Source organism: Kitasatospora phosalacinea (assembly GCF_000717185.1).
Classification (GTDB): Bacteria; Actinomycetota; Actinomycetes; order Streptomycetales; family Streptomycetaceae; genus Kitasatospora; species Kitasatospora phosalacinea_A.
Genome location: NZ_JNYE01000001.1, coordinates 58,263 through 80,666, shown reverse-complemented (window position 1 = coordinate 80,666; position 22,404 = coordinate 58,263). Strand labels below are relative to the sequence as shown.

Annotated in this window: 16 protein-coding genes and 3 tRNA genes; 11 read left to right on the top strand and 8 right to left on the bottom strand. The window is 75.4% G+C overall.

All coding sequences use genetic code 11. The features are described 5' to 3' along the window. The first annotated feature begins 39 nt into the window (after positions 1-39). The gene (locus tag OO57_RS00360; RefSeq protein WP_106973862.1) at positions 40-2,985 is read left to right on the top strand and encodes an SEL1-like repeat protein; all 2,946 of its coding nucleotides are present in this window, start codon (positions 40-42) and stop codon (positions 2,983-2,985) included. A 208-nt stretch (positions 2,986-3,193) separates the two neighbouring features. Then, positions 3,194-3,946: a sirohydrochlorin chelatase gene (locus OO57_RS00355; RefSeq protein ID WP_051776274.1), complete on the top strand. Its 753-nt coding sequence runs from the start codon at positions 3,194-3,196 to the stop codon at positions 3,944-3,946. 140 nt (positions 3,947-4,086) lie between these two features. On the opposite strand, the gene OO57_RS00350 is transcribed toward OO57_RS00355, so the two are convergent. Together OO57_RS00350 and OO57_RS00345 are read right to left on the bottom strand one after the other, a co-directional pair. After that, positions 4,087-5,331, bottom strand: coding sequence for an MFS transporter (locus tag OO57_RS00350; RefSeq protein ID WP_051776273.1), 1,245 nt, complete (start codon positions 5,329-5,331; stop codon positions 4,087-4,089). A 113-nt stretch (positions 5,332-5,444) separates the two neighbouring features. Next, positions 5,445-6,062, bottom strand: coding sequence for a helix-turn-helix domain-containing protein (locus tag OO57_RS00345; protein ID WP_033250161.1), 618 nt, complete (start codon positions 6,060-6,062; stop codon positions 5,445-5,447). A 160-nt stretch (positions 6,063-6,222) separates the two neighbouring features. Between OO57_RS00345 and OO57_RS00340 the strand changes: the two genes are divergently transcribed. The 3 genes from OO57_RS00340 (at position 6,223) to OO57_RS00330 (ending at position 10,801) form a co-directional block, all read left to right on the top strand. Beyond that, positions 6,223-7,503, top strand: coding sequence for a deoxyguanosinetriphosphate triphosphohydrolase (locus tag OO57_RS00340; RefSeq protein WP_033250160.1), 1,281 nt, complete (start codon positions 6,223-6,225; stop codon positions 7,501-7,503). A gap of 106 nt (positions 7,504-7,609) precedes the next feature. Further along, positions 7,610-9,517 (top strand): DNA primase, encoded by a 1,908-nt coding sequence (dnaG, locus tag OO57_RS00335; RefSeq protein ID WP_033250159.1) that lies wholly within the window; start codon positions 7,610-7,612, stop codon positions 9,515-9,517. A 144-nt stretch (positions 9,518-9,661) separates the two neighbouring features. Then, positions 9,662-10,801, top strand: coding sequence for an RNA polymerase sigma factor (locus tag OO57_RS00330; RefSeq protein WP_033250158.1), 1,140 nt, complete (start codon positions 9,662-9,664; stop codon positions 10,799-10,801). A gap of 64 nt (positions 10,802-10,865) precedes the next feature. Here OO57_RS00330 and OO57_RS00325 read toward each other — a convergent pair whose 3' ends face one another. The 3 genes from OO57_RS00325 to OO57_RS00315 all read right to left on the bottom strand — a co-directional run bounded on the left by OO57_RS00325 (position 10,866) and on the right by OO57_RS00315 (position 14,220). Further along, positions 10,866-12,272, bottom strand: coding sequence for a glutamate decarboxylase (locus tag OO57_RS00325; RefSeq protein ID WP_033250157.1), 1,407 nt, complete (start codon positions 12,270-12,272; stop codon positions 10,866-10,868). Positions 12,273-12,375: 103 nt separating this feature from the next. After that, a complete protein-coding gene (locus OO57_RS00320) occupies positions 12,376-13,806 on the bottom strand; it encodes an FGGY family carbohydrate kinase (RefSeq protein ID WP_033250156.1) in 1,431 nt (476 codons plus the stop codon). Positions 13,807-13,926: 120 nt separating this feature from the next. After that, positions 13,927-14,220 carry a hypothetical protein gene (locus tag OO57_RS00315; RefSeq protein ID WP_033250155.1) on the bottom strand — a complete coding sequence of 98 codons (294 nt, stop codon included), beginning with the start codon at positions 14,218-14,220 and terminating at the stop codon, positions 13,927-13,929. A 312-nt stretch (positions 14,221-14,532) separates the two neighbouring features. Between OO57_RS00315 and OO57_RS00310 the strand changes: the two genes are divergently transcribed. Together OO57_RS00310 and OO57_RS00305 are read left to right on the top strand one after the other, a co-directional pair. After that, positions 14,533-14,605 (top strand) — tRNA-Asn (locus tag OO57_RS00310). A 5-nt stretch (positions 14,606-14,610) separates the two neighbouring features. Continuing rightward, positions 14,611-14,683 (top strand) — tRNA-Asn (locus OO57_RS00305). 139 nt (positions 14,684-14,822) lie between these two features. Here the strand turns inward: OO57_RS00305 and OO57_RS46625 are convergent. Then, entirely contained in the window at positions 14,823-15,710 is an 888-nt protein-coding gene (locus OO57_RS46625; protein ID WP_267884940.1) for a trypsin-like serine peptidase, read from the bottom strand. After that, positions 15,707-16,258 carry a hypothetical protein gene (locus tag OO57_RS00295; protein ID WP_051776271.1) on the bottom strand — a complete coding sequence of 184 codons (552 nt, stop codon included), beginning with the start codon at positions 16,256-16,258 and terminating at the stop codon, positions 15,707-15,709. The genes OO57_RS46625 and OO57_RS00295 overlap by 4 nt, the downstream gene beginning before the upstream one ends. A gap of 229 nt (positions 16,259-16,487) precedes the next feature. Between OO57_RS00295 and OO57_RS00290 the strand changes: the two genes are divergently transcribed. Further along, positions 16,488-16,561: transfer RNA gene (locus OO57_RS00290), tRNA-Ile, on the top strand. Positions 16,562-16,761: 200 nt separating this feature from the next. Here OO57_RS00290 and OO57_RS00285 read toward each other — a convergent pair. Continuing rightward, positions 16,762-19,071, bottom strand: coding sequence for a M9 family metallopeptidase (locus OO57_RS00285; protein ID WP_234337168.1), 2,310 nt, complete (start codon positions 19,069-19,071; stop codon positions 16,762-16,764). Between the two features lie 500 nt (positions 19,072-19,571). Here OO57_RS00285 and OO57_RS00280 point away from each other — a divergent pair, with 500 nt between their 5' ends. The 3 genes from OO57_RS00280 (at position 19,572) to OO57_RS00270 (ending at position 22,390) form a co-directional block, all read left to right on the top strand. Beyond that, positions 19,572-20,201, top strand: a complete 630-nt coding sequence (locus tag OO57_RS00280; RefSeq protein WP_033250154.1) for an ankyrin repeat domain-containing protein — start codon at positions 19,572-19,574, stop codon at positions 20,199-20,201. After that, a complete protein-coding gene (locus OO57_RS00275; protein WP_033250153.1) occupies positions 20,198-21,382 on the top strand; it encodes a YncE family protein in 1,185 nt (394 codons plus the stop codon). The genes OO57_RS00280 and OO57_RS00275 overlap by 4 nt, the downstream gene beginning before the upstream one ends. Before the next feature lie 114 nt (positions 21,383-21,496). Then, positions 21,497-22,390, top strand: a complete 894-nt coding sequence (locus tag OO57_RS00270; protein WP_033250152.1) for a 1-aminocyclopropane-1-carboxylate deaminase/D-cysteine desulfhydrase — start codon at positions 21,497-21,499, stop codon at positions 22,388-22,390. Positions 22,391-22,404 lie beyond the last annotated feature (14 nt).

The following is a 22,404-nucleotide window of genomic DNA, read 5'->3' as shown; positions in this document are numbered from 1 at the left end:
GATTCGAAGATCCGGTCCGCGTCCGGCCGGGGAGCTGGCATGACAACAGACGTGCAGGCGAAGGGCCGTGCGGCCCGCTCCGCAGTGCTGCGCGAACTCCTGCCGCTCTGGGACGAGGCCCGCCGGGTCGGCGGCCGGGCGGTCACCCAGAAGCGACTGGCCAGGACCGGCGGCATCGGCCCGTCCACCCTGCACGGCTGGCTCTCCGGACGTTCGGTGCCCCGCGAGGTGGACCGACTCACCGCCGTGGCCGGGGAGTTGGCCCGGGCCGCGGGCCGACCGGTGCGACCCGCCTCCTACTGGGCCGCCCTGCTGGAGGCCGACCGTCTCCGGGCCCCGCTCCCCCGGCAGCGGGCCGACGGCGCACCGGGCGGGCCCGTCCCGCTCGCGCCCTGCCCGTCCGTCCGGCGGTCGGCAGCCGCCCGGGGGACGACGGTCGTCCGGGCCGCGACGGTCGTCCGGACCGCGGACGGCACCGGCCGCCGGATCCGGTCGACGACGGTGACCGGAACCGGCAGCAGCACCCGGCGCGCAGCGGTCGGCGGGCCGGCACCGGCCGGGGCGCGGCTGGTGAACCGCTACCGCTCGGCACCGCCCGCCGCCCGGGCCGTCCTCGACGCCGCGCTGGACGCGGTGCGCCTCGGCCACCGTCCCGTCCTGCCCGCGGCGCTGCTGGCGGCGTCCGCCCCGCACTACCTGACCGCCGGGGAGCGCAACGCCCTCCGCCCCGGCTGGGTCGCCGACGGGCTGGAGTACCTGCGCAAGGCCGTCCCCGGCGCGGGCGCGCTGCTGACCACCGGAGACCCGGCGGGCGGTCCGGCCGTGGCCGGTCGGCTGCCGCGCGGCACCACGGCACCCCGCGGCGCAGGGGCGCTCCGGGCGGCGGGCGGTCACGAGGTGCGGCTCGCCGAGGCCCTGGTGCGGCAGCTGCGGCCGGAACGGGAGGGGCGCACCGTCCCGGCCGGGCTGTGGGAGTGCCTGGCCCGGTATGCCCACCCCGCCGACCGGTCCGCCCTCGCGCGGTCGGCGGCGACCCGGGGCCTCACCCGGATCGCGGTCGGGCTCTGCGCCTCGGCCGCCGAGGCGGGGGACCATGCGGCGCTGTCGGTAGGCGCCGCCCTGCTCGCCGAAGCGGGCCGCACCGCCGAGGCCGCCGACTGGTACGGCGCGGCCGCCGACCGGGGCGTGCCGCAGGCCGCCGTGCGGGCGGCCGAACTGCTCGAACGGGACGGCAGCCTGGAGCAGGCCGTCGGCTGGTACGACCGGGCCGCCCGGGCCGGGGACACCGACGCCCACTGCCGGGCCGCCGAACTCCTCGGCCGCCACGGCGAGACCGCACCGGCCCTGCACCGCTTCGAGGAGGCCGCCCGGGCCGGCCACCCCACCGCCCTGCACCGGGCCGGGCGCCTGCTCGCCGGGCTCGGCCGCGGCGACGAGGCACTGGAGTGGTTCGAACGGGCCGTGGCCGACGGTCACCACGAGGCCGCCGCCGACTGCGCCAGGCTCTGCGCCGCCGCGGGCCGGACCGACGAGGCCGCCGCCTGGTGGGAACGGGCCTGGGCCCGCGGCGCGGTGGTCGGCGTGCACGAGGCGGCCAGGATGCTGGAGGCCGCCGGCCGGATCGACGAGGCCGCCGCCTGGTACGAACGCGCGGCGGCCCACGGCGACGAGACCGCCTGGCACGAGGCCGCGGCACTGCTCGCCCGGCACGGCCAGTACGGCAACCCGCCCTGGTACGCGCACATCGGCGACCCGCAGGCGCTGCGCGAACGCGCCGAGCAGTGCGAGCGGGACGGAGACCCGGGCGGGGCGCTGGACTGGTACCGGAAGGCGGCCGAAGCGGGCTGCGAGACCTCCCGGTTCCAGGCCGCCGACCTGCTGGAGCGGCACGGCGACACCACCCGCGCCGTCCACTGGTACGAGCGAGCCGCCGCCCACGGCGACGTCTACGCGATGCGCGAACTCGGCCGCCTGCTGGGCGAACTGGGCCGCTCCCGGGAGTCCGTCGGCTGGTACCGGGCCGCGGCCGCGGCGGGCGACCGGCACGCCCTGCCCGCCGCCGTCCGGAGCGCCGCCCCGCTCGCACCGAACCTCGAACGGTGGGCCCCGCAGGCGCCCGCCCTGCGGGCCGCGCACCCCGCACCGGCCACCCGCACCCGCGACGGCGACCGGACCCACCGGGCCACGGCCGCCACCACCGCCACCACCGCTGTTCCGGCCGACCGCTCCGGGCCCGCGCTGCTGGACGAGGCGGTGGAACTGCTCAAGGAGGCCGGTCGCTTCTTCGAGGCCGGTCTGCTGCTCCGCTCCACCGACAGACCGGAACGGGAGCGGCTGCGCGAGGCGTCCCGGATGCTGTCCGGGTCGACCTGCGGGGACGGGGCCATCGCCTGGGTGCAGCGGTTCGCCGACAGCGGCGACCGACGGGCCGCCCAGGAGGCCGCCGAGATGCTGGAGAGCCGGGGCCGGATCGACGACGCACTCGCCTGGTACGGGAGGGCGGCGGACGAGGGCGACCGGGACGCCCTGCTCGCCGCGGCCCGGATGCTCGCCGAGCGCCGCCAGCCGCAGCGCGCCCTGGAGTGGTACCGGCGGGCCGCCGACGCGGGCGACCCGCTCGCCCACCGCGAAGCGCTGATGCTGCTCCGGGAGCACGAGGCCGAGGGCCGCCCCGGCCTGTCCGGTGCACCCGCCACCGCCACCGCCGTCGGCGAACTGCACAGCAACGGCTGGGAGCCGGACGCGGCCCCCGCCGCACCCTGGTCGGCCGCCCCGCCCTCCCCGCCCTCCCCGCCCGCCGTTCCCGCCGGGGCCGGTCCGTCCGCAGCCGAGCCCGCAGGCCTCGTCGGACCTGTCGCGTCCGTCGAGCCCGTCGAGCCCGTCGACCCTGCCGCGTCCGGGCCGTCCGGGCCGTCCGGGACCGCGCAGGCGCGTCGTCCGCGGGTCCCCCGGCAGCCCGGTGCCCCTGGTCGGACGGATCCCTGACCCGGCCGGACGCAGCACCGACCTGCGAGGAGCACCGACCCGCGAGGCCCGGCCCGGTGGGTCGTGCGCCGCCGGTGGTGACGGGAGCGGTCGGGCCGCGCACCCCCCGTGGGCCGCTCACCCCCGCAGACAGGTCGGGTGAGAGCCGGGTAACCGCTCGTGACCGGTGGGCAACCGGGCCGAAACAGGCGTCCGGCAGGGTGGCGGCATGACCACCACTTCGCTCCCCGGCCGCCTCGCCCCGCTGCGGGTGCTGCACGCGGCCCGCCGCCCGGCCCTGGTGCTGGTCGCGCACGGCTCGCACGACCCGGCCGCGTCCGTCGAACTCTCCCTGCTGCACGCCCGGTTGCGGCGGTCCCGGCCGGAGCTGGACATCCGGCTCGGGCACCTCGGCCTGAACGACCCGCTGCTGCCCGAGGTGCTGGACGAGCTGAGCGGCCGGGTGGTCCTGGTGCCGCTGCTGCTCGGCCGCGGCTACCACAGCAAGGTGGACATCCCCCGGACGCTGGCCGCCGCACCGCACCTGGTGGGGGAGTGCGCCCCGCCGCTGGGCCCCGACCCGCTGCTCACCGAGGCGCTGGCCGACCGCCTGGTGTCGGCCGGCTGGCGGGGCGAGCCCGTGGTCCTCGCCGCCTCCGGCTCCCGCGACCGGGACGCCGCCGAGGACAGCGGGACGCAGGCCGCGCTGCTGGCGGCCAGGCTGGGCGTCACCGTCCGGCCGGGGTACGTGACGGCGAGCGGTCCGAGCGTGGCCGCCCGGGTCGCCGAACTCACCGCCGAGGGCCACCCGCGGGTCGCCGTCGCCTCCTACTTCACCGCCCCGGGCGACTTCGCCCGCCTGGCCGCGGCCGCGGGCGGTGCACTGACCTCCGCCCCGCTCGGCGACCACCCCGCCATGGCCCGGCTGGTCCTGGAGCGGTACCAGTCCTGCGTCGCCCGGGTCGCCCGCCTGGTCGGCTGACCCCCAGCCACCTCCCGCACCGCACCCGCCCCACCTCCCGCACCGCACCCGCCCCACCTGCCGCACCCGTACTCGTACCCGCCGCACCCACCAGCGCACCCGCGCCCGCCGGACCGCGGACCACCCGACGGACGCCGCCGTCACCGGCACGCCGCCGCCGTCACCGCCACGCCGCTCCCGCGGACCGGTTCGCGGCGCTCGGTGGGCAGGTCGCGGACGCGTCGCATCGGCGAGCACCAGAGGATCAGGGCGGCCAGCGGCACCCCGACGGTCATCAGCCACATCGCGGGCCGCACGCCGAGCTGGGTGCCGAGGACGCCGGCCAGCAGCGCACCGAGCGGGATGGACCCGAAGTTGAGCACCGCGCTGCTGGCGGAGAGCCGACCGAGCAGCTCCGGCGGGCAGTAGCGCTGCTGGAAGGTCGACTTGATGACGTTCCCGGCGACGACCCCGCAGGAGGCGCCGAACCCGCCGATCAGGTACCAGGCCAGCCCGGCGCCGCGGCCGGTCAGCGGGATGAGGACGGTCAGGGCGGGCAGGACGAGCTCCAGCAGCAGCATCGCCCGCGAGGTGCCGAGCCGGGCGGCGATCCGGCGGGCGACGGCCGCCCCGAGGACGCCCCCGGTGGAGGCCAGCGCGACCAGCAGGCCGACGGTGCCCTCGCCGACGCCGACCTCGCGGATCAGGAAGACCACCAGCAGCGACTGGTAGCCCGTCAGGGCCAGGTTGGACGCGGCGCCGAACAGCGCGAAGGTGCGGAACCAGACGTCGGAGGCGAGCAGTCGCAGCCCCTCGCCGATCTCCCGGCCCAGGGCCCGGCGGGGCCGCTCCGCGCGGCCGGTCTCGTGGTGCCCGATCCGGGCGGTGCACCAGAGCGAGAGCAGGAACGTCGCGGTGTTGGCCAGCAGCCCGTTGACCGGCCCGGCCAGTTGGGCGATCAGGCCGCCGCTGCCCAGCCCGACGATGCCCGCGGCGGAGGCGCTGCCGTGCAGCTTGGCGTTGCCCTCGGACTGGTCGGCGGGTTCGAGCAGCTGCGGCAGGTACGCGGTGTACGCGGTCTGGAAGAACACCCCGGCCACCCCGGCGAGCAGCGCGACGGCCAGCAGGTGCCACAGCGTCAGCCCTCCGGCCATCGCGGCCAGCGGCACGGTGGCGTACAGCAGCAGCGAGACGGCGGTCGCGGTGAGCATGATCGGGCGGCAGCGCAGCCGGTCCACCCACACCCCGGCGGGCAGGCCGATCAGCAGCCAGGGCAGCCAGCCCGCGGCGCCGAGCAGTCCGACCTGGAGGGTGCTCGCGTGCAGGGTGCTGACCGCGATCAGCGGCAGGGCCAGGCCGGTGACCGCGGAACCGTACTTGTTGGCGGTCTCGCCGATCCACAGCATCCGGAAGTCGCGGTGCCGCCGCAGCAGCCCGGCGGGCGTTCCCGCGGCACGGCCAGCACGGCCAGCACGACCAGCGCGACCGGCACGGCCGACGGGGGTGGGGAGGGGGTTGGTCATGGCAGGTCGGGTTCCTTCCGGGGCAGTGCCTGGATCTGGACGATGACCGGTCGCGCCGCGGGGTCGGGGGCGGCGTCCGGGTCGGGGGTGTGGCGGGCGACCACGGCGGCCAGCTCGTCGATCAGGGCCTGGAGCTGGACGGACGTCAGCCGGAGGTTGCTCCAGTCGCTGACGGAGCCGGTGCCGTGCCACTCGCCCTGCCAGTCGGCGGCCAGCGAGTCGGCGACCCGCTGGTACTGCCGGCGCAGGTTCTCGGCCTGGTAGACCGAGAGCGCGGTGCGGGTGGCCGGGTCCCGGTCGAAGTCGGCGGCGGACAGCACGATGGCGCCGCGCACGGCGCGCCACCAGCGTTCCCGCTTGGTGCCGCGGCCGGGTTCCTCCTCGATGAAGCCGTGCTCGGCGAGGTGCCGCAGGTGCCAGCTGATGGTGCCGGTGGACTCGCCGGTCCGCTCGGAGAGCCGGGCGGAGGTGGCGGGGCCGTTCAGCCGCAGCTCGTCCAGCAGCCGCATCCGCAGCGGATGGGCCAGCCCGCGCAGCGAACCCGCGTCCAGCTTGCGGCGCGGTGCCTCGGGGGAGGCGGCAGGACCGGTGTCTTCGGGGCGGTGCTCGTTCATGGGTCCAGCGTAGGTTGCAGAGGAGTCTCTGCATAGACCTCTTTGCAGAGAATTCTCTGCAACCTCGGTCGGGGCACCCGCGCCCGCCACTTCCCGTTCGCGCTCCCGTTCGCGCGGCGCCGGGTCGAATGTCCGTCATCCGGCGTACGGTGACTGGCATATGAAGAACACGGCTCCGTACGATCCGCAGTCCGAGGCGCGCTGGGTGCCCGAGCCCGACAAGCGGCCCGGCCGCACCGCCTTCCAGCGCGACCGCGCCCGGGTGCTGCACTCCGCCGCGCTGCGGCGGCTGGCGGGGACGACCCAGGTGGTCGCGCCGATGCGCAGCGACTTCCCGCGCACCCGGCTGACGCACTCGCTGGAGTGCGCCCAGGTCGGCCGGGAGCTGGGCGCGGCGCTCGGCTGCGACCCGGACTTGGTGGAGACCGCCTGCCTGGCCCACGACATCGGCCACCCGCCGTTCGGCCACACCGGCGAGGAGGCGCTCGACCAGGCCGCCGAGGCCTGCGGCGGCTTCGAGGGCAACGCCCAGTCGCTGCGCATCCTGACCAGGCTGGAGCCCAAGCGCTTCGCCCCGTCGGACGAGCCGGAGGTCCGGCTCGCCCCGTGGCCCGGCCGCAGCGTCGGCCTGAACCTGACCCGCGCCGCGCTGGACGCCGCGACCAAGTACCCGTGGGCCCGCGGGCAGCACCCCGCCGACCCCGGCTCCACCAAGTACGGCGTGTACGGGGACGACCTGCCGGTGTTCCGCTGGATGCGCACCGGCGCGCCCGACGACCGCAAGTGCTTCGAGGCCACGGTGATGGACTGGTCGGACGACGTCGCCTACTCCACCCACGACGTGGAGGACGGCCTGCAGGCCGGCCACATCGACCCGGCCGCGCTGTGCTCCCCGGAGGAGCGGGCCGAGCTGTTCAAGACCGCCGAGCGGTTCGCCGGGGCCGGTCCGGAGGAGTTCGGCGAGGCCCTGGACCGGCTGCAGGCCGAGGACTGGTGGCCGGTCGGCTACGACGGCACCGCCCGCGCCCGGGCCGGCCTGAAGGACCTCACCAGCCAGCTGATCGGCCGCTTCTGCCTGGCCGCGGAGCAGGCCACCCGGGCCCGCTACGGCCCCGGCCCGCTCACCCGGTACGCCGCCGAGCTGGTCGTCCCGCGCGGCGTCCGGCTGGAGTGCGCGGTGCTCAAGGCGGTCGCCGTCCGGTACGTGATGCAGCGCGACGAGCAGGCCCAACTCCGCTCCCGCCAGCGGGTGGTGATCGCCGAGCTGGCCGAGGCCCTGCTGACCGACGCCCCGCACCACCTGGACCCGGTGTTCGCCGCCCAGTACGAGGAGGCCGAGGACGGCCGCGCCGCGCTGCGCACCGTCATCGACCAGATCGCCACCCTCACCGACGCCTCCGCGCTCGCCCTGCACGCCAAGCTGGTCGAGCGGAAGCCCTGAGCCACAGGCCCCGGCCCCCGCTCCCGTCCCCCTCCTGCAGCCGTTCCCTTCCCCGGCTCCGGGCCGCACCCCCGGAGTGTCCGGCTCGCTCCCGTAGACTTTCCCGGTGGCCGGTCGGATCAGGGACGAAGATGTGCAGGCGGTGCGTGCCGCTCTGCCGATCGACGCCGTGGTCGGCGACTACGTGCAGCTGGCGGCCGGCGGCGGCGCGCAGCTGAAGGGCGTCTGCCCGTTCCACGACGAGAAGTCGGCGTCCTTCTACGTGCACCCGGGCAAGGGCGTCTTCCACTGCTTCGGCTGCGGCGAGTCCGGCGACACGATCACCTTCCTGATGAAGATCGAGCACTGCTCGTTCGCGGAGGCGGTCGAGCGGATGGCCGCCCAGGCGGGCGTCACCCTGCGCTACGAGGAGGGCGGCTACAGTCCGCGGCACCAGCAGGGCGAGCGGACCAGGCTGGTCGAGGCGCACAAGGTGGCCGCCGCCTGGTTCCAGGAGCAACTGGCCACGCCCGAGGCGGAGATCGGCCGCCGCTTCCTGGCCGAGCGGGGCTTCGACGAGGCCGCGGCCAAGCACTTCGGGGTGGGGTACGCCCCGGTCGGCTGGGAGCACCTGGTGCGCTTCCTCCGCGGCCGCGGCTTCACGGACAAGGAGATCTCGGTCGGCGGCCTGGCCTCGCAGGGCCAGCGCGGCGGCCTGATCGACCGCTTCCGGGGCCGCCTGGTCTGGCCGATCCGGGACAGCGCGGGCGACGTGGTGGGCTTCGGCGCGCGCCGCCTGCGCGAGGACGACAACGGCCCCAAGTACCTGAACACCCCCGAGACGCCGATCTACAAGAAGTCGAACGTCCTGTACGGCATCGACCTGGCCCGCAAGGAGATCGCCAAGTCCGGCCGGGCGGTGGTGGTCGAGGGCTACACCGACGTGATGGCCTGCCACCTGGCGGGCGTCACCACGGCGGTGGCCACCTGCGGCACCGCCTTCGGCGAGGACCACATCAAGATCATCCGTCGGCTGCTGATGGACACCTCCACCTACCGCGGCGAGACGGTCTTCACCTTCGACGGCGACGCCGCGGGCCAGAAGGCCGCCCTGCGGGCCTTCGAGGACGACCAGAAGTTCGCCGCCCGCACCTCCATCGCCATCACCCCGGGCGGCATGGACCCGTGCGAACTGCGCCTGGCCCAGGGCGACGAGGCGGTCCGCACCCTGGTGGACAACCCCGTCCCGCTGTTCGAGTTCGCGCTCCGCTCGGCCGTCGCCCGGCACCGGGTGGACACCGCGGAGGGCCGGGCCGCCGCGCTGGAGGAGGCCGCCGGGATCATCGTCAAGATCAAGGACCGCTCGATCCAGCACGAGTACGCCGTCCAGCTGGCTGGCATGGTCGGCATCCTGGACGAGCGCTTCGTGGTCAACCGGATCGCCCAGCTCGCCCGCTGGCAGCGCGAGAACCAGCAGAGCGGCCAGCAGCGCGCGCCGCGCCGCCCGGACGCCGCCCGGCCGCCCGCCCGCCCCGAGCGTCCCGTCTTCCGGCTCAACCCGCGCGACCCGGCCCAGTTCGTCGAGCGCGAACTGCTCAAGCTCGCCCTCCAGCACCCCGACCTGGTCAGCCCGGCCTTCGACCAGTACGGCGAGGACGAGTTCCCCACCCCGCCCTACTGCGCCGTCCGCCGCGCGATCGGCCGGGCCGGCGGCACCGCGTACGGCGCGAGCCTGCCCGACTTCACCGCCACCGTCCGCGAGGCCAGCCCGGACGACCAGGTGCGCGGCCTGGTCACCGAGCTGACCGTCGAGCCGATCCGCTCCCGCCGCAAGGCCGACGAGGTGTACGCGGGGGAGTTCCTGGTCAAGCTGCGGCTGCAGGCCGTGGACCGCCGGATCGACGAGGTCCGCGCCCACCTGCGCCGACTCGGCGACCGCGCCACCGCCGAGGAGCAGCACCCCGTCCAGAGCGAGCTGTGGGCCCTGCAGCAGTACGGCCAGCAGCTCCGCTCCCGCGGCGCCGCCGCGCTCTGACCCGCCGTCAGGAGCCGGCACCCGCACGCCCGCCGGGTGCCTTCCGGCCACCTCGCGGCCGCCCGCAGGTGCCCGGGCCCGCCGGGCTGGGTATCCCCTCGGGTGTGGCGCGGCACCCCCAGGCCGCGCGCGGCCCCTGGAGGGATGCCCGTGGAGCTTTCCGTTGCCCGCCCGCCCCAGACCACCCCCGTCCGGGGCGCCGCGATCCCGCCCCAGCCCGGCCCCGAGCGCTCCGAGCACCCCGCCACGGAACCGGCCGCTGCCGCAACCGAACCCGCCGCCGAAGGGGCCGACACCGAGCCGACCGCCGAGGAGCCGACCGCCGAGGAGCTGGCCGACGAGCCGCCGGAGCCCGTGCTCGACGAGGGCACCGGCCCGGCGGCGGACCTGCTGCGCCAGTACCTGCGGGAGATCGGCCGGATCCGGCTGCTGACCGCGGTCGAGGAGGTGGAGCTGGCCCGCGCCATCGAGGCCGGCCTGTTCGCGGAGGAGGCGCTGGACCGTCTCCCCGGCGCCGACGAGCGCCTGCTCGGCGACCTGGACCGCCTGGTGGTGCTCGGCCGGATCGCCAAGCGGCGCCTGATCGAGGCCAACCTGCGGCTGGTGGTCTCGGTCGCCAAGCGCTACGTCGGGCGCGGCCTGACCCTGCTCGACCTGGTGCAGGAGGGCAACCTGGGCCTGATCAGGGCGGTGGAGAAGTTCGACTACGCGCGCGGCTACAAGTTCTCCACCTACGCGACCTGGTGGATACGCCAGGCGATGAGCCGCGCCCTGGCCGACCAGGCCCGCACCATCCGGGTGCCGGTGCACGTGGTGGAGCTGATCAACCGGGTGCTGCGGGTGCAGCGCTCGCTGCTGCAGGAGCGCGGCGTCGAGCCGACCGCCGCCGAGGTCGGCGAGGCGCTGCAGCTGTCGCCGGAGCGGGTCCGGGAGGTCCTCAAGCTGGCCCAGGAGCCGGTCTCCCTGCACACCCCGGTCGGCGAGGAGGACGACGTCGCGCTCGGCGACCTGATCGAGGACGCCGACGCCGCCTCACCGGCCGAGAGCGCCGCCTTCCTGTTGCTGCGCGAGCACCTGGAGGCGGTGCTGGCCACCCTCGGCGAGCGCGAGCGCCAGGTGGTCCAGCTCCGCTACGGCCTCGGCGACGGCCGTCCCCGCACCCTGGAGGAGATCGGCCACCTGTTCGGCGTGACCAGGGAGCGGATCCGGCAGATCGAGGCGAAGACCCTCGGCAAGCTCCGCGACCACGCCTTCGCCGACCAGCTCCGCGGCTACCTCGACTAGCTCCGCGACCGCGACCACGACCGCGACCACGACCGCGACCGCCCCGGCCGGTTCCGCCGTCCGGTCAGTGGTGGAACCCGCTGCGCTGCGGCATCCCCAGCTCGCTGAGCGGCGCGGGCTGGCGCTCCAGCTCGGGCAGCAGTCGGCGCAGGTCGGCCAGCAGCAGGTCCGCCAGGTCCCGGGTGAAACCGTTGCGGCACACCACCCGCAGCACCGCCAGGTCGGTCCGCCCCTCCGGGAAGGTGTACGCGGGCACCTGCCAGCCGCGTTCGCGCAGCCGCCGGGAGACGTCGAACACGTCGAACGGGCAGTCGTCGACGGTGGTGAACGCGAACACCGGCAGCTCGTCGCCCCTGGTGATCAGCCGGAACGGCTCGAGCTTCTCGACCTCCGCGGCCAGGTACCCGGCGACGTCCCGGCAGGCCTGCTGGATCGCGTGGTAACCGGCGAACCCGAGCCGCAGGAACGCGTAGTACTGGGCGACCACCTCCGAGCCCGGCCGGGAGAAGTTCAGCGCGAAGGTCGGCATCTCGCCGCCCAGGTAGTTGACCCGGAACACCAGCTCCTCGGGCAGCGCCTCGCCGTCCCGCCACAGCGCCCAGCCGACGCCCGGGTACACCAGGCCGTACTTGTGGCCGCTGGTGTTGATCGAGGCGACCCGGGGCAGCCGGAAGTCCCACACCAGCTCCGGGTCCAGGAACGGCGCGACCATGCCGCCCGAGGCCCCGTCCACGTGCACCGGCACGTCCAGCCCGGTGCGCTGCTGGAAGGCGTCCAGGGCGGCGCAGATCTCGGCGACCGGCTCGTACGAGCCGTCGAAGGTGGAGCCGAGGATGCCGACCACGCCGATGGTGTTCTCGTCGCAGTGCGCCACCGCCTGCTCGGCGTCGAGGTGGAAACGCTCGCCCTCCATCGGGACGAGCCGCGCCTCGACCTCCCAGAAGTTGCAGAACTTCTCCCAGCAGACCTGCACGTTGACGCCCATCACCAGGTTCGGCCGCGCCCCGGCCGCGTACCGGTCGGCGTTGCGGGCCATCCAGCGCCGCTTGAGCGCCATCCCGGCGAGCATGCAGGCCTCGCTGGAGCCGGTGGTCGAGCAGCCCACCGCCGCCGACGGGTCGGGCGCGTGCCACAGGTCGGCGAGGATCGCCACGCAGCGCCGCTCCAGTTCGGCGGTCTGCGGGTACTCGTCCTTGTCGATCATGTTCTTGTCGCGGCACTCGGACATCAGCCGGTCCGCGTACTCGTCCATCTGGGTGGTGACGAAGGTCGCCAGGTTGAGCTTCGCGTTGCCGTCCAGCATCAGCTCGTCGTGGATCAGCTGGTACGCGACGGGCGGGGGGACCGGCACCCGGGGCAGCTGGTGCAGCGGCGGGGCCTGCTGCATCGCCCCCAGCGGGTCGGTCAGTACGTGCAGCGGGCTGAACGGCAGCCGCTTCTCCTCGTCCTTCTTGCCCTTGTGCAACGCCATGGCGGAACGTCCCTCCACTCGTGGAACCTCCACGGTGGCACCGGGCCGCGAACCCCGCACATCAGGCGGCGGGGCCGGGCGAGACCGGGCGGGCCGGGCGGGGTCAGGCGGTCTCCGGGTGGTACTGCTCGCGCAGCGCCGCGAACTGCTGGCGCACCGCGCTGCCGACCGCGAGGTCGTGCTCCTGCTCGGGGGCGAGCACGGTCAGGTCGGGCAGCTCCCAGTGCGGGGGCTCGGGCGTCCCGGCGAGGGCCCAGGCGGCCTGCCGCGCCGCGCCGCGCGCCGCGTGGTCGCCCGGCGGGGGCACCACCACGGGCAGCCCGAACAGCTGCGGCGCGATCTGCTGCACGGCGGGCAGCCGTCCGACCGTCCCGAGCAGGAACACCCGGTTCACCGCGACGCCGTGCCCGCGCAGCACGTCCAGCGCCTCCGCGAGGTTGCACAGCATGCCCTCGACGGCGGCCCGCGCCACGTGCTGCGGCGCCATCGACTCGGCCCGCAGCCCGGTCAGGGTGCCCGCGGCGTGCGGCAGCTTCGGGGTCCGCTCGCCGTCCAGGTAGGGCAGGAACACCATCCCGTACGCGCCGGGCGAGGACTGCAGCGCCAGCTCGGACAGGCCCTCCAGGTCGGTGCCGAACATCGCGGCGGTGGAGCGCAGCACCTGCGCGGCGTTCAGGGTGGCCACCATCGGCAGGTGCCGGCCGGTGGCGTCCGCGAACGAGGAGACCAGGCCGGACGGGTCGACCACGGCCCGGTCGTGCACCGCGAAGATCGTCCCGTTGCCGCCCAGCGACACCACCGCGTCGCCGGGGCCCAGTCCGAGGCCGAGCGAGGCCGCCATGTTCTCCCCGGTGCCGGCCGAGATCAGCAGCCCCTCGGGGGTGTGCCCGGCGGGCTCGGCCGGGCCGAGCACGTCCGGGACGGCCAGCTCGTGGCCGAGCGCCAGCTTGACCAGGTCCTGCCGGTACTCGCCGGTGACCGGCGACCAGTAGCCGGTGCCGGAGGCGTCGCCGCGGTCCGTGGTGCGCCGCTTCGGCCCGCCCAGCAGCTGGGAGACCAGCCAGTCGTGCGGCAGCAGCACCTCGGCGATCCGCTGCGCCGAGACCGGTTCGAACTCGGCCAGCCAGCGCAGCTTGGCGATGGTGTACGTGGGGCCGGGGACGGCGCCGATCGCCTCCACCCAGGGCTGCGGCCCGCCCAGGGCGTCCAGCAGCGCGGCCGCCGAACCCGCCGAGCGGGGGTCGTTCCACAGCAGTGCGGGCCGCACCAGCACGCCTCCGGCGTCCAGCCCGATCAGGCCGTGCTGCTGCGCGGACACCCCGATCGCCCGGACGCCCTCCAGCAGCCCCCCGGCGGCGGCGTCGCCCAGCGAGTGCAGCCAGGTCTGCGGGTCGACCTCGGTGCTCCGGCCCTCCTCGCCCTCGGGCAGCGGGTGCGGGGCCCGGCCCTGCCTGAGCACGGCGCCGGTGTCGGCGTCGCACGCGACGATCCGGGTGCGAGTGGTGGAGCTGTCGATGCCCGCGACGATGGCCATGCCGAGATCATGCCGCAGTCGGCGGCCGGGGCGGGGCCGACTGCCGCAAGTGTTGCCCAGTCGGTACCGGAACCACCCCGTCCGACGACCGTCCGGTCCGGCCCGGGGGCGGACGGCGGATCAGGGGCGGACGGTGCCCCAGCCGTCGTCCTCGCCGTGCTGCTTGGCGAAGTACGGGACGCGCTCGGTCAGCGCGTTCGGCAGCTTCTCGCCGACCTTGTCGGCGACCGCCCCGGCGGCCTTCCCGGCCACCGCGCCCGCCTGCTGCTTGGCCTTGCCCGCGGCGTCCTGCACCCGCGGGTTGTCCCGCACGTGCCGGGCCGCGCCGGCCAACTGCTCGTAACGTTCGCGCCCGGCCCGGGTACCGAGGACGTACCCGATCCCGAGGCCCACGATCAACGACACCTTCCACATGCCCTGGTTCCACCCTTCGTCGCCGCGCGATTGTGTGCCGCGTCTACCCGTCCGGCCGGGCCGTGAACCACCCGGCCGGTGGCGGGTCCGGGCCAGCCGGAGCCGCCGTGCACCAGCATCCCCGTCCGCGGCGCGGGGCGCGCGCGGGGCGCGCCGGTCCGGCCCGGCGCCGGGGCGCGCCCGAGGTGGGGGAGGCCGCCGGGGAAAGCGATTGGCGGAACACCCCCCTGAGTGCGCTAATGTATGTCCCGCAGCGAGCACCGTGGGCCCCGGAGCGATCCGGAGACCGGGGGGCTCGGAGCGGAAGCACGATCCTCCATAGCTCAATTGGCAGAGCAGCCGACTGTTAATCGGCAGGTTATTGGTTCGAGTCCAATTGGAGGAGCGCGGTCCCCCATAGCTCAATTGGCAGAGCAGCCGACTGTTAATCGGCAGGTTATTGGTTCGAGTCCAATTGGGGGAGCTTCACCGGAAGTCGCGGTGACGAGCACGGAGCGAAGGCCCTTCGGCGATGCCGGGGGGCCTTCGTGTTCTCCCTGCTCAAATGCCACGGAGGCCACGGAGGCCACGGAGGCTCCGGGGGCGTCGGAACCCCGGCCGCTTCAGCCGGAGGCGGCCCGCCGGTACAGGTCGGCGACGTGCGCGTCGAAGGCCACGCTGTACGAGGTGTCCGGGCTCGCGCCGCCCGCCTGGTAACCCCCTATCACCCCGATCACCTGGCCCGCGTCGGTGGTCCACGGGCTGCCGCTGGTGCCGTTGGTGAACCCGGCGCAGTCGAAGCGCTGCTGGGTGGCGCCGTACGGGGAGGTGCGGGCCCGGCAGGTGATCGGGGCGTCGTCCGCGTTGGGGTAGCCGGTGACGGTGACCTCCCGGCCGGTGCCGAGTCCGGCGGCGAACGCGCCGGAGCCCACCTCGTCCTCGACCTGCCGCCCGTCGAGCGGGCCGACGGCGAGGAAGGCGACGTCGGCGTCCTCGTCCTGCCCGTCCTCCCAGGCGGGGGCGACGGTCACCGCGGTGACCGGCCACGTCCCGTGCGGGGCCAGGCCGTCGCGGTAGCCGGGGGCGAAGACCAGGCCGTCCAGCGGGACGCCGTCGGGGGCCGCGCAGTGGGCGGCGGTGATCAGCAGGTTCCGGTCGGGGCTGTGCACCACGCTCGCGGTACAGACCCGGGCGCCGCCGGTGTCCGCGACGAACAGCGCGCCGACCCGGTCGGCGGCCGGGCCGGACGGGGCGGGGCGGGCGGCCGTCTGCTCCGGTGCGCGGCCGGCCTGCTCGGCGGAGCCGCAGCCGGCCGCGGCCAGCAGCAGCACCAGCGCCCCGGCCGCCCCGGCCGCTCGGGCCGCGGCGGCCCGGGCGGCCGGGGACGGGCCGGATCGGGGGGAGGTGCGCGGCACCGCGGCTCGCTTCCGTTCGGCGGCCCGCCCGGGATGCCGGGCGGCGGTCGCAGCAAGGTCTACCACGGCCCGGTGCGCGTCCTGACGCGGGGTCACGGGCTGCCGGACGCCTGCTGGTGGAGCGCCCGGACCTGTTCGCCGAAGCAGCTGCTGCAGGAGGTGTCCGCGGTGTCGCCGCCCTCCCGGTGGCCGCCGACCACGCCGACCACAGTGCGGGTGCGGGTGCGGGTGCGGGTCCGCGGGGCGAGGTCGGTGACCCAGGGGCTGCCGTTGGTGTAGCCGGGGCGGTCGATCCGCAGCTGGGTGGGGCTCTGCTCGGCGGCGGTGGTGGTGGTGCAGGTGATCGGCCGGTCGGCGCTGCTCGGGTGGCCGGTGACCTTCGCCTCCAGCCGGTGGCCCCGGTCGGTGCCGAGCCGGTTGCCGCCCGGCACCTCCTGCACCTGCTGCCCGTCCTGCGGCCGCACGGTCGCGAAGGCCGCGTCCAGGTCCTGGTTGCCGCTGCGGCGCCGGCTCGGGTCGACGGTCACCGCGTCGAGGGGCCAGAGGCCCGCCGGGGTGTCCGCCCCGCCGCCGGAGGAGTCGCCGCCGGCCGCCGCCAGGGCCGGGACCGCCGTCAACGCCGCCGCACCCACGGACCGCTTCATCCCGGCCACCCGCTCCCGCTCGCGCCAACCCGACGGTCAAGCCTCACCCGCCGTCGCCCGGCCCCGCCACCGGACCGGCCGGGGTGCGGACGGGCCGCGGGCCGTGCGTACCCGGATGCGCCCCCGGCGCGCACCACGGGTGATCGACCGGCTATGCTGCCGGGGGCGGCCCTGAGGGGCCGTCTGCTGCTGCCAGGACCGCTTCGTCGGCCCCGGCGGGTCGAGTCGGGGGGCGGTAGCTCAGCCGGTTAGAGCAGGGGACTCATAATCCCTTGGTCGTGGGTTCGAGTCCCACCCGCCCTACCTCGGCCGCTGACGGAGAGTCAGCCGATGGGGCCCCCTGACCAGGCGAAACGCCCGACACGCCAGGAAAACTGTAGAGCATCGGTCCGCAGTGCAACCCGTTTCCACGCCGAAGTTCACCCGCTAGTGAGACTTCGGACGGAACGCTGACGAGGCCCGCGGATCCGGGATCCGCGGGCTCGCCGTCGTCAGGGGGCCGGTCAGTACTGCGTGGTGACGGTGACTCCGGAGAAGCCGTCCTGCGCGTGGAGGCTGAAGTACACCCAGCCGGCGGGCGGGTCGGTGACGGTCAGCGTCTCGCCGTTGCCGGTGCCGGTCGACTTGGCGGCGTAGGAGCCGGTGGTCGCCCAGTTGCCCGGGTTCCAGTACAGGTCGGCGTTGCCGGTGCCGCCGCTGGTGGTGATGGTCAGCTGCTTGACCCCGGCGGGCAGGTTCAGGAAGTTGTAGCTGTAGTTGCCGGTGGTCGCGGAGACGCCGTCGCGGCGGCAGCCCTGCTCGTACCGGCGGGTGTCCTGGTCGGTGCAGAGCGGGGCGGCGGCGGGCTGCAGGGTGCCGCAGTCCCCGGCGCCGCAGGCCGCCAGGTACTTGGCGAAGTCGGCGTCGTACGAGGTGCCGATGCCGGTGACGACGGCGCGGGCGCCGGTGTAGTCGCCGGTGCGGGTCCTGGCCAGGTAGGCGGCGACGTCCTGCGGGTGCGACTGGAGCAGGTAGCGGACGGCCAGGTAGCCCCAGTTGTAGGTGCGGGTCTGGTCGGTGTTCTCGTACGTGGTGTCGAACAGGGTGCTCAGCTCGTAGGTGCCCAGGGCGGCCTGCGCGATCGCGTCGTCGTAGCTGACGTCCCGGTAGGTGTAGGACATGTACTCGGCGAAGCCCTCGATCCACCAGATGTTGGGGACGCTCTGGCCGGCGTCGAAGTCGCCGTGGAAGTCGAAGCGGCCGTCGAGGTAGTGCGCGTACTCGTGGTTGAGGTTCCAGATCGAGAAGGCCGGACGCAGCCACTCCGCCTCGTGGGCGATGAAGCGGGCCTGGTTGCCGGGCTCGCTCGGCTCGCCCTCCAGGTACATGCCGCCGTTGTCGACGTCGATGTCGAACATCGACCAGGCGTACAGGCGGTAGTCGTAGGAGGAGTCGTAGACCACGACCTCCAGCGAGGTGTTGACGTCGTCGGCGACCGGGCCGCCGTCCTTGACCACGCTGTGGAAGAGGGCGTCCTCGTTGGCGAGGCTGGAGCAGGTGCCGTCCAGCTCGTCGGCGGACAGGGCCTGGGCGCGGATGTGCAGGGTCGGGCTGCAGACCCGGTCGACGGTCAGGACCAGCGGGGCCAGCCGGGTCGGCAGGTCGCACAGGCCGTAGTAGGAGCAGTGGCCCTCGTCCCTCTTCTCCGTGAACCACGCGAGGTTCATGGTGAGCGGGCCGGTGGCGCCGACCAGCGGGAAGGCGTTGACCAGCTCCTTGACCAGCGGGCGGGCCTGGGCCCGCAGCACCGGCTGCTCCAGGAAGGCGCCGAGGTCGATGCCCAGGCCGGTGGCCAGGTCGCCGCCGGTGATCATCGAGCTGTTGCGCTTGACGAAGGAGGCCAGGGAGTCGGCCACCGCCGGGTCGGCGGCCAGGGCGGCGTTGAAGGCGTCGTCGCCGAGGCCGTTCTCCAGGATCAGCCTGGTGTGCGAGACGGCGCTCCACATGCCGCCGGTCCAGGCGGGGGTGTAGCGGTTCAGCAGGTCCTTGACCACGCCGGTGTAGCGGGCGTTCTCCTGGGCGGAGTCGATCAGGACGACGGCCTCGGAGAGGATCTGGCCGTTGGCCTCGGTGACGTCCTTCGCGTGCGGGGCGGAGTGGAACGCGTCCAGCGCGCCGCGGATCGAGCCCTGCAGGGCGCTGCCGTAGGAGCCGACCGCGTCCGTGTTGTACCACTGGACGTAGTAGCCGGCCCGCAGGAAGGCGACCAGTTGGGCGACGGAGCCGGAGTCGGTGCCGTCGTAGCTCGCGGAGGCGGTGCGCAGGGCGTCCGCCACGGCGACCATCTGCGGCTCGCGGAAGGTGTTGCCCGCGTCGGTGCCGGTGATGTCGTAGAGCTTGCCCAGGCAGTCGAGGGAGGCGGACTCGACCGCCTTCACCAGGGCGTCGCCGCCGGTGGAGCCGAACAGTGCGGTGTCGCAGCCGTTGGCGTCGGCGGCGAGCGAGCCGAGCTTCTTGACCGCCTTGGCCGGACTGCCGCTCCGGCTGGCCTTCTGCGGCGCGGACCCGGTGCCGCTGCCGGTGTCGACCTCGCCCGGGGTCGGGCGGTTGTCGGCGGGCTCGTCGGGGGACTTCGGGACGGGGTGCGCGGCCGGGTCGGCGGACGTTCCGGCGGGCGTCCCGGCCGACGTCCCGGTGGGGGCGCCGGTGCCGGACGGGGTGGGGGCGGCGAACGCGCTGCCCTGCGGGGAGAACAGCCCGATGGTGAGCACGAGTGCGAACGCCAGGGCGAACACCCGGCCCAACTGGGCCATCGATATGCGGATGTGACGCACGGTGGGGGCTCCGAGCGGTTGAGGCGGTCGGCCTGAGGGCGCCGACCATCTGATGTGTGACATGTAAAATGGCATAGATCGGTGCGGGAGGGAAGGGTGACGGCGGGCGGGCGGGGGTCGGACTTCGGGAGGAGCGGGCGGGGCCACTTTCTGGTCACGGCCGGGCGGGACGCTCCCCGTGGCGGCTGGGGGAGGCGCTGAGCTGCGGGAACGCGGCCCGGGGCGATCGTGCATCGACCGATCGGATGATGCCGGGGTCCACCGGAACGCTCGCCGGGTCTGGCCGGTCTGCTGACGGAGCGGGGCCGGGGGCGGGGCAAGTATGGAGTCGGGAGCAGAACCGCCCCTCTTCTCCCCGTCCCCTGCCCCTACTACCCGCTACTACCGCGCCCCTGTCCCCACTGCCGCCCCGCCCCCGTCCCGCCCCCGTCCCGCCCTCGCTTCCGCAACCGTTGAGGCACTCCGTGCTGTACCTGCCGTCCCTCAGGAGGAGGACCGTGATGACCGCGACCGACCAACGCCTGCTCACCGCCGCACGCACCGGTGACCTCGACGCCGCCCGGGCCGCCCTGGCGGACGGTGCCGCCCCGGAGGCGCGCGACCCGCACGGGCGGACGGCACTGCTGCTCGCCGCGCTCGCCGACCACGTCCCCGTCGCCGAACTCCTGGTCGCCGCCGGGGCGGACCCGGACGCGCAGGACGAGCGGGAGGACAGCCCCTGGCTGGTCACCGGCGTCACCGGCAGCGTGCCGATGATGCGCGCCCTGCTGCCCGCCCGGCCGGACTTCGGGCTGACCAACCGCTTCGGCGGGGTGAGCCTGATACCCGCCGCCGAGCGCGGCCACGTCGCCTACGTGCGGGCCGTGCTGGCGGAGACCGACATCGACGTCGACCACGTCAACCGGCTCGGCTGGACGGCCCTGCTGGAGGCCGTGATCCTCGGCGACGGCGGCCGCGCGCACGCCGAGGTCGTCCGGCTGCTGCTGGCCGCGGGCGCCTCCCCGCGGCTCGCCGACGCCGACGGCGTGACGGCCCGGCAGCACGCCGAACGGCGCGGCTTCGCCACCCTGGCCGAACTGCTGCGGACGGCCGAGACCCGATCCGACCGGGAGAACGGAGGAACCCGATGACCACCCGCCGCAGGCGCACCGGCCCGCAATTGCTGGCGGCCGGACCGGCACCGGCCGTCCTACTGGCCCTCCTACTGGCCCTCCTGCTGTCCGGCTGCGCCGATCCGGGCGGCAGCGCGGCCGAGCCCCGTCCGACGGCGGCGGCCCCCGTCACCCCCGCCCCCGCCGCGCCCGCCCGGTCCGACCCGGCCTCCGCCCCGGCCGCGCCCACTCCGGCGGGGACGCTGCTGGTGACCGACTTCGGGGCCGACACCGTCACCTTCGTCGACCCGGCGCGCGGGGCGATCGGCTCGGTGCGCGTCGGCACCGCCCCGTACGCGGTGGCGGTCGGGGCGGACGGGCGGGCCTGGGTGAGCACCGCGGAGGGCGTCGCCGAGGTCGACACCAGGGCGCGCGCCCTGGTGCGCACCGTCCCGCTGCGCACCGACACCGGCCCGGCCGGGACGGGCGAGTACCGGGGCGGCGCCATGGGCCTGGCCCTCTCGTCGGACGGCACCCGGCTGTACGTCGGGGTGAACGTGCCGGGGCGCTCCGGCGTGCTGGAGGTCGTCGACACCGCGAAGGGCGAGGTCACCGGAGCGGCCGCGGTCGGCCGACGGCCCTTCGACGTCGACGTCTCGCCGGACGGCCGCCAGGTCTACGCGACCGGCCACGACTCCTTCGACGTGACGGTGGTCGCGGCGGACGGCCTGGCAACCCGGCGGATCCAGGTCGCGCCGTACGGCACCGAGGGCGGGCTCGGCTCATGGCTGAAGCCGCACTACGCGGCAGTCCGGCCGGGCGACGGCAAGCTGCTGCTGCCCTTCGAGGGCGAGCGCCTCGCCGTGGTCGACCCGGTCACCGGGCAGGTGGCGATCGAGCCGATGACCGCCGACACCCACCAGCACGGCGCCACCCTCGCCCCGGACGGGCGGCTGCTGGTGGTCGGCTCCGGCCCGGTCACCGGGGACGACCGGGGCCCCAGCCTGACGGTCCGCGACCCCGACGGCAGCGAACGGGTCCACCCGCTCGGCGTCCCGCACGAGAACGTGGCGATATCGGCGGACGGGCGGACGGCGTACGTCACCGGCGGCTTCACCCGGGACGGCTACTGGGACGGCATCACCCTGGTCGACCTCGACAGCGGCACCACCCACCGGCTGGAGGCCGGACACCGACCGCTGGGGGTGGCCGTGCTCTGAGACCGGACGAGCAGGGCCCCCAGGGCGGGCCGCGCCAGGGCGGACGGAGCGGGGAGGACTGGGCGGCGAGGGCGGAGCGGGGAGGACTGGGCGGCGAGGGCCTAGGGTGGGCGGATGCTCCTCCCCGCCGACCTGCCCACGCCCCTGACCGTGGTCGACGACCCGGAGTTCGCCGCGGCGGGCGCACAGCTGTGGCTCAAGCGGGACGACCTGGCGCACCCGACGGTGCCCGGCAACAAGTGGCGCAAGCTCGCCCCGAACCTGGAGCGGGCCCTCGCCGAGGGCGCCCGGGGGCTGCTCACCTACGGCGGGGCGTACTCCACGCACGTGCGGGCGGTCGCGGCCGCCGCGAACGGGCTCGGGCTGGCCAGCACCGGCGTGATCCGGGGCGCGGAGCTCGCCGGGCGGCCGCGCAACTGGTCGCTGGCGCAGGCCGAACGGGACGGCATGGTGCTGGAGTTCGTCGAGCGCTCCGCCTACCGGGAGGCGGCCTCCGGGCGGCACGAGCACCGGGCCGGGTACTACGTGCTGCCCGAGGGCGGCTCCAACGGCCTCGCCGTGCGGGGCGCCGCGGTGATCGCCAGGGAACTCGCCGACCAGCAGCCGGACTTCGGCCCCCGGGACGTGGTGTGCTGCGCGGTCGGCACCGGCGGCACCCTGGCCGGGATCGCGGCGGGGCTGCCCGACGGCCCGCGGGCGCTCGGAGTGGCGGTGCTGCGCGGGGAGGGCTACCTGGAAGGAGAGGCGGCGGCCCTGCACCGGGCCGGGTACGGCCGGGAGTTCGCCAACTGGCAGCTGGCGCACGACTGGCACGGCGGCGGTTACGGGCGCGTCCCGCCGGAGCTGGAACGGTTCGCCCGGTGGTTCGAGGACGCGTACGGCGTCCAGGTGGAGCGCCGCTACGTGGCCAAGGCGCTGTGGGGTGCGTACGGGCTGCTGCGGGCGGGCGGGTTGCGCGGCTGCCGGGTGACGGTGGTGGTGACGGGAGTTCCGGACCCGGTGCGGTGAGGCCGCCGGAACGG

Excerpts from the sequence above, each read along its gene's own strand:
- OO57_RS00280 (WP_033250154.1), top strand. The coding sequence starts at position 19,572 with ATGACCGCGACCGACCAACGCCTGCTCACCGCCGCACGCACCGGTGAC.
- OO57_RS00360 (WP_106973862.1), top strand. The coding sequence starts at position 40 with ATGACAACAGACGTGCAGGCGAAGGGCCGTGCGGCCCGCTCCGCAGTG.
- OO57_RS00345 (WP_033250161.1), bottom strand. The coding sequence starts at position 6,062 with ATGAACGAGCACCGCCCCGAAGACACCGGTCCTGCCGCCTCCCCCGAG.
- OO57_RS00340 (WP_033250160.1), top strand. The coding sequence starts at position 6,223 with ATGAAGAACACGGCTCCGTACGATCCGCAGTCCGAGGCGCGCTGGGTG.
- OO57_RS00355 (WP_051776274.1), top strand. The coding sequence starts at position 3,194 with ATGACCACCACTTCGCTCCCCGGCCGCCTCGCCCCGCTGCGGGTGCTG.
- OO57_RS00270 (WP_033250152.1), top strand. The coding sequence starts at position 21,497 with ATGCTCCTCCCCGCCGACCTGCCCACGCCCCTGACCGTGGTCGACGAC.
- OO57_RS00325 (WP_033250157.1), bottom strand. The coding sequence starts at position 12,272 with ATGGCGTTGCACAAGGGCAAGAAGGACGAGGAGAAGCGGCTGCCGTTC.
- OO57_RS00320 (WP_033250156.1), bottom strand. The coding sequence starts at position 13,806 with ATGGCCATCGTCGCGGGCATCGACAGCTCCACCACTCGCACCCGGATC.
- OO57_RS00295 (WP_051776271.1), bottom strand. The coding sequence starts at position 16,258 with ATGAAGCGGTCCGTGGGTGCGGCGGCGTTGACGGCGGTCCCGGCCCTG.
- OO57_RS00350 (WP_051776273.1), bottom strand. The coding sequence starts at position 5,331 with ATGCTGTGGATCGGCGAGACCGCCAACAAGTACGGTTCCGCGGTCACC.
- OO57_RS00330 (WP_033250158.1), top strand. The coding sequence starts at position 9,662 with ATGCCCGTGGAGCTTTCCGTTGCCCGCCCGCCCCAGACCACCCCCGTC.
- OO57_RS00275 (WP_033250153.1), top strand. The coding sequence starts at position 20,198 with ATGACCACCCGCCGCAGGCGCACCGGCCCGCAATTGCTGGCGGCCGGA.
- OO57_RS00315 (WP_033250155.1), bottom strand. The coding sequence starts at position 14,220 with ATGTGGAAGGTGTCGTTGATCGTGGGCCTCGGGATCGGGTACGTCCTC.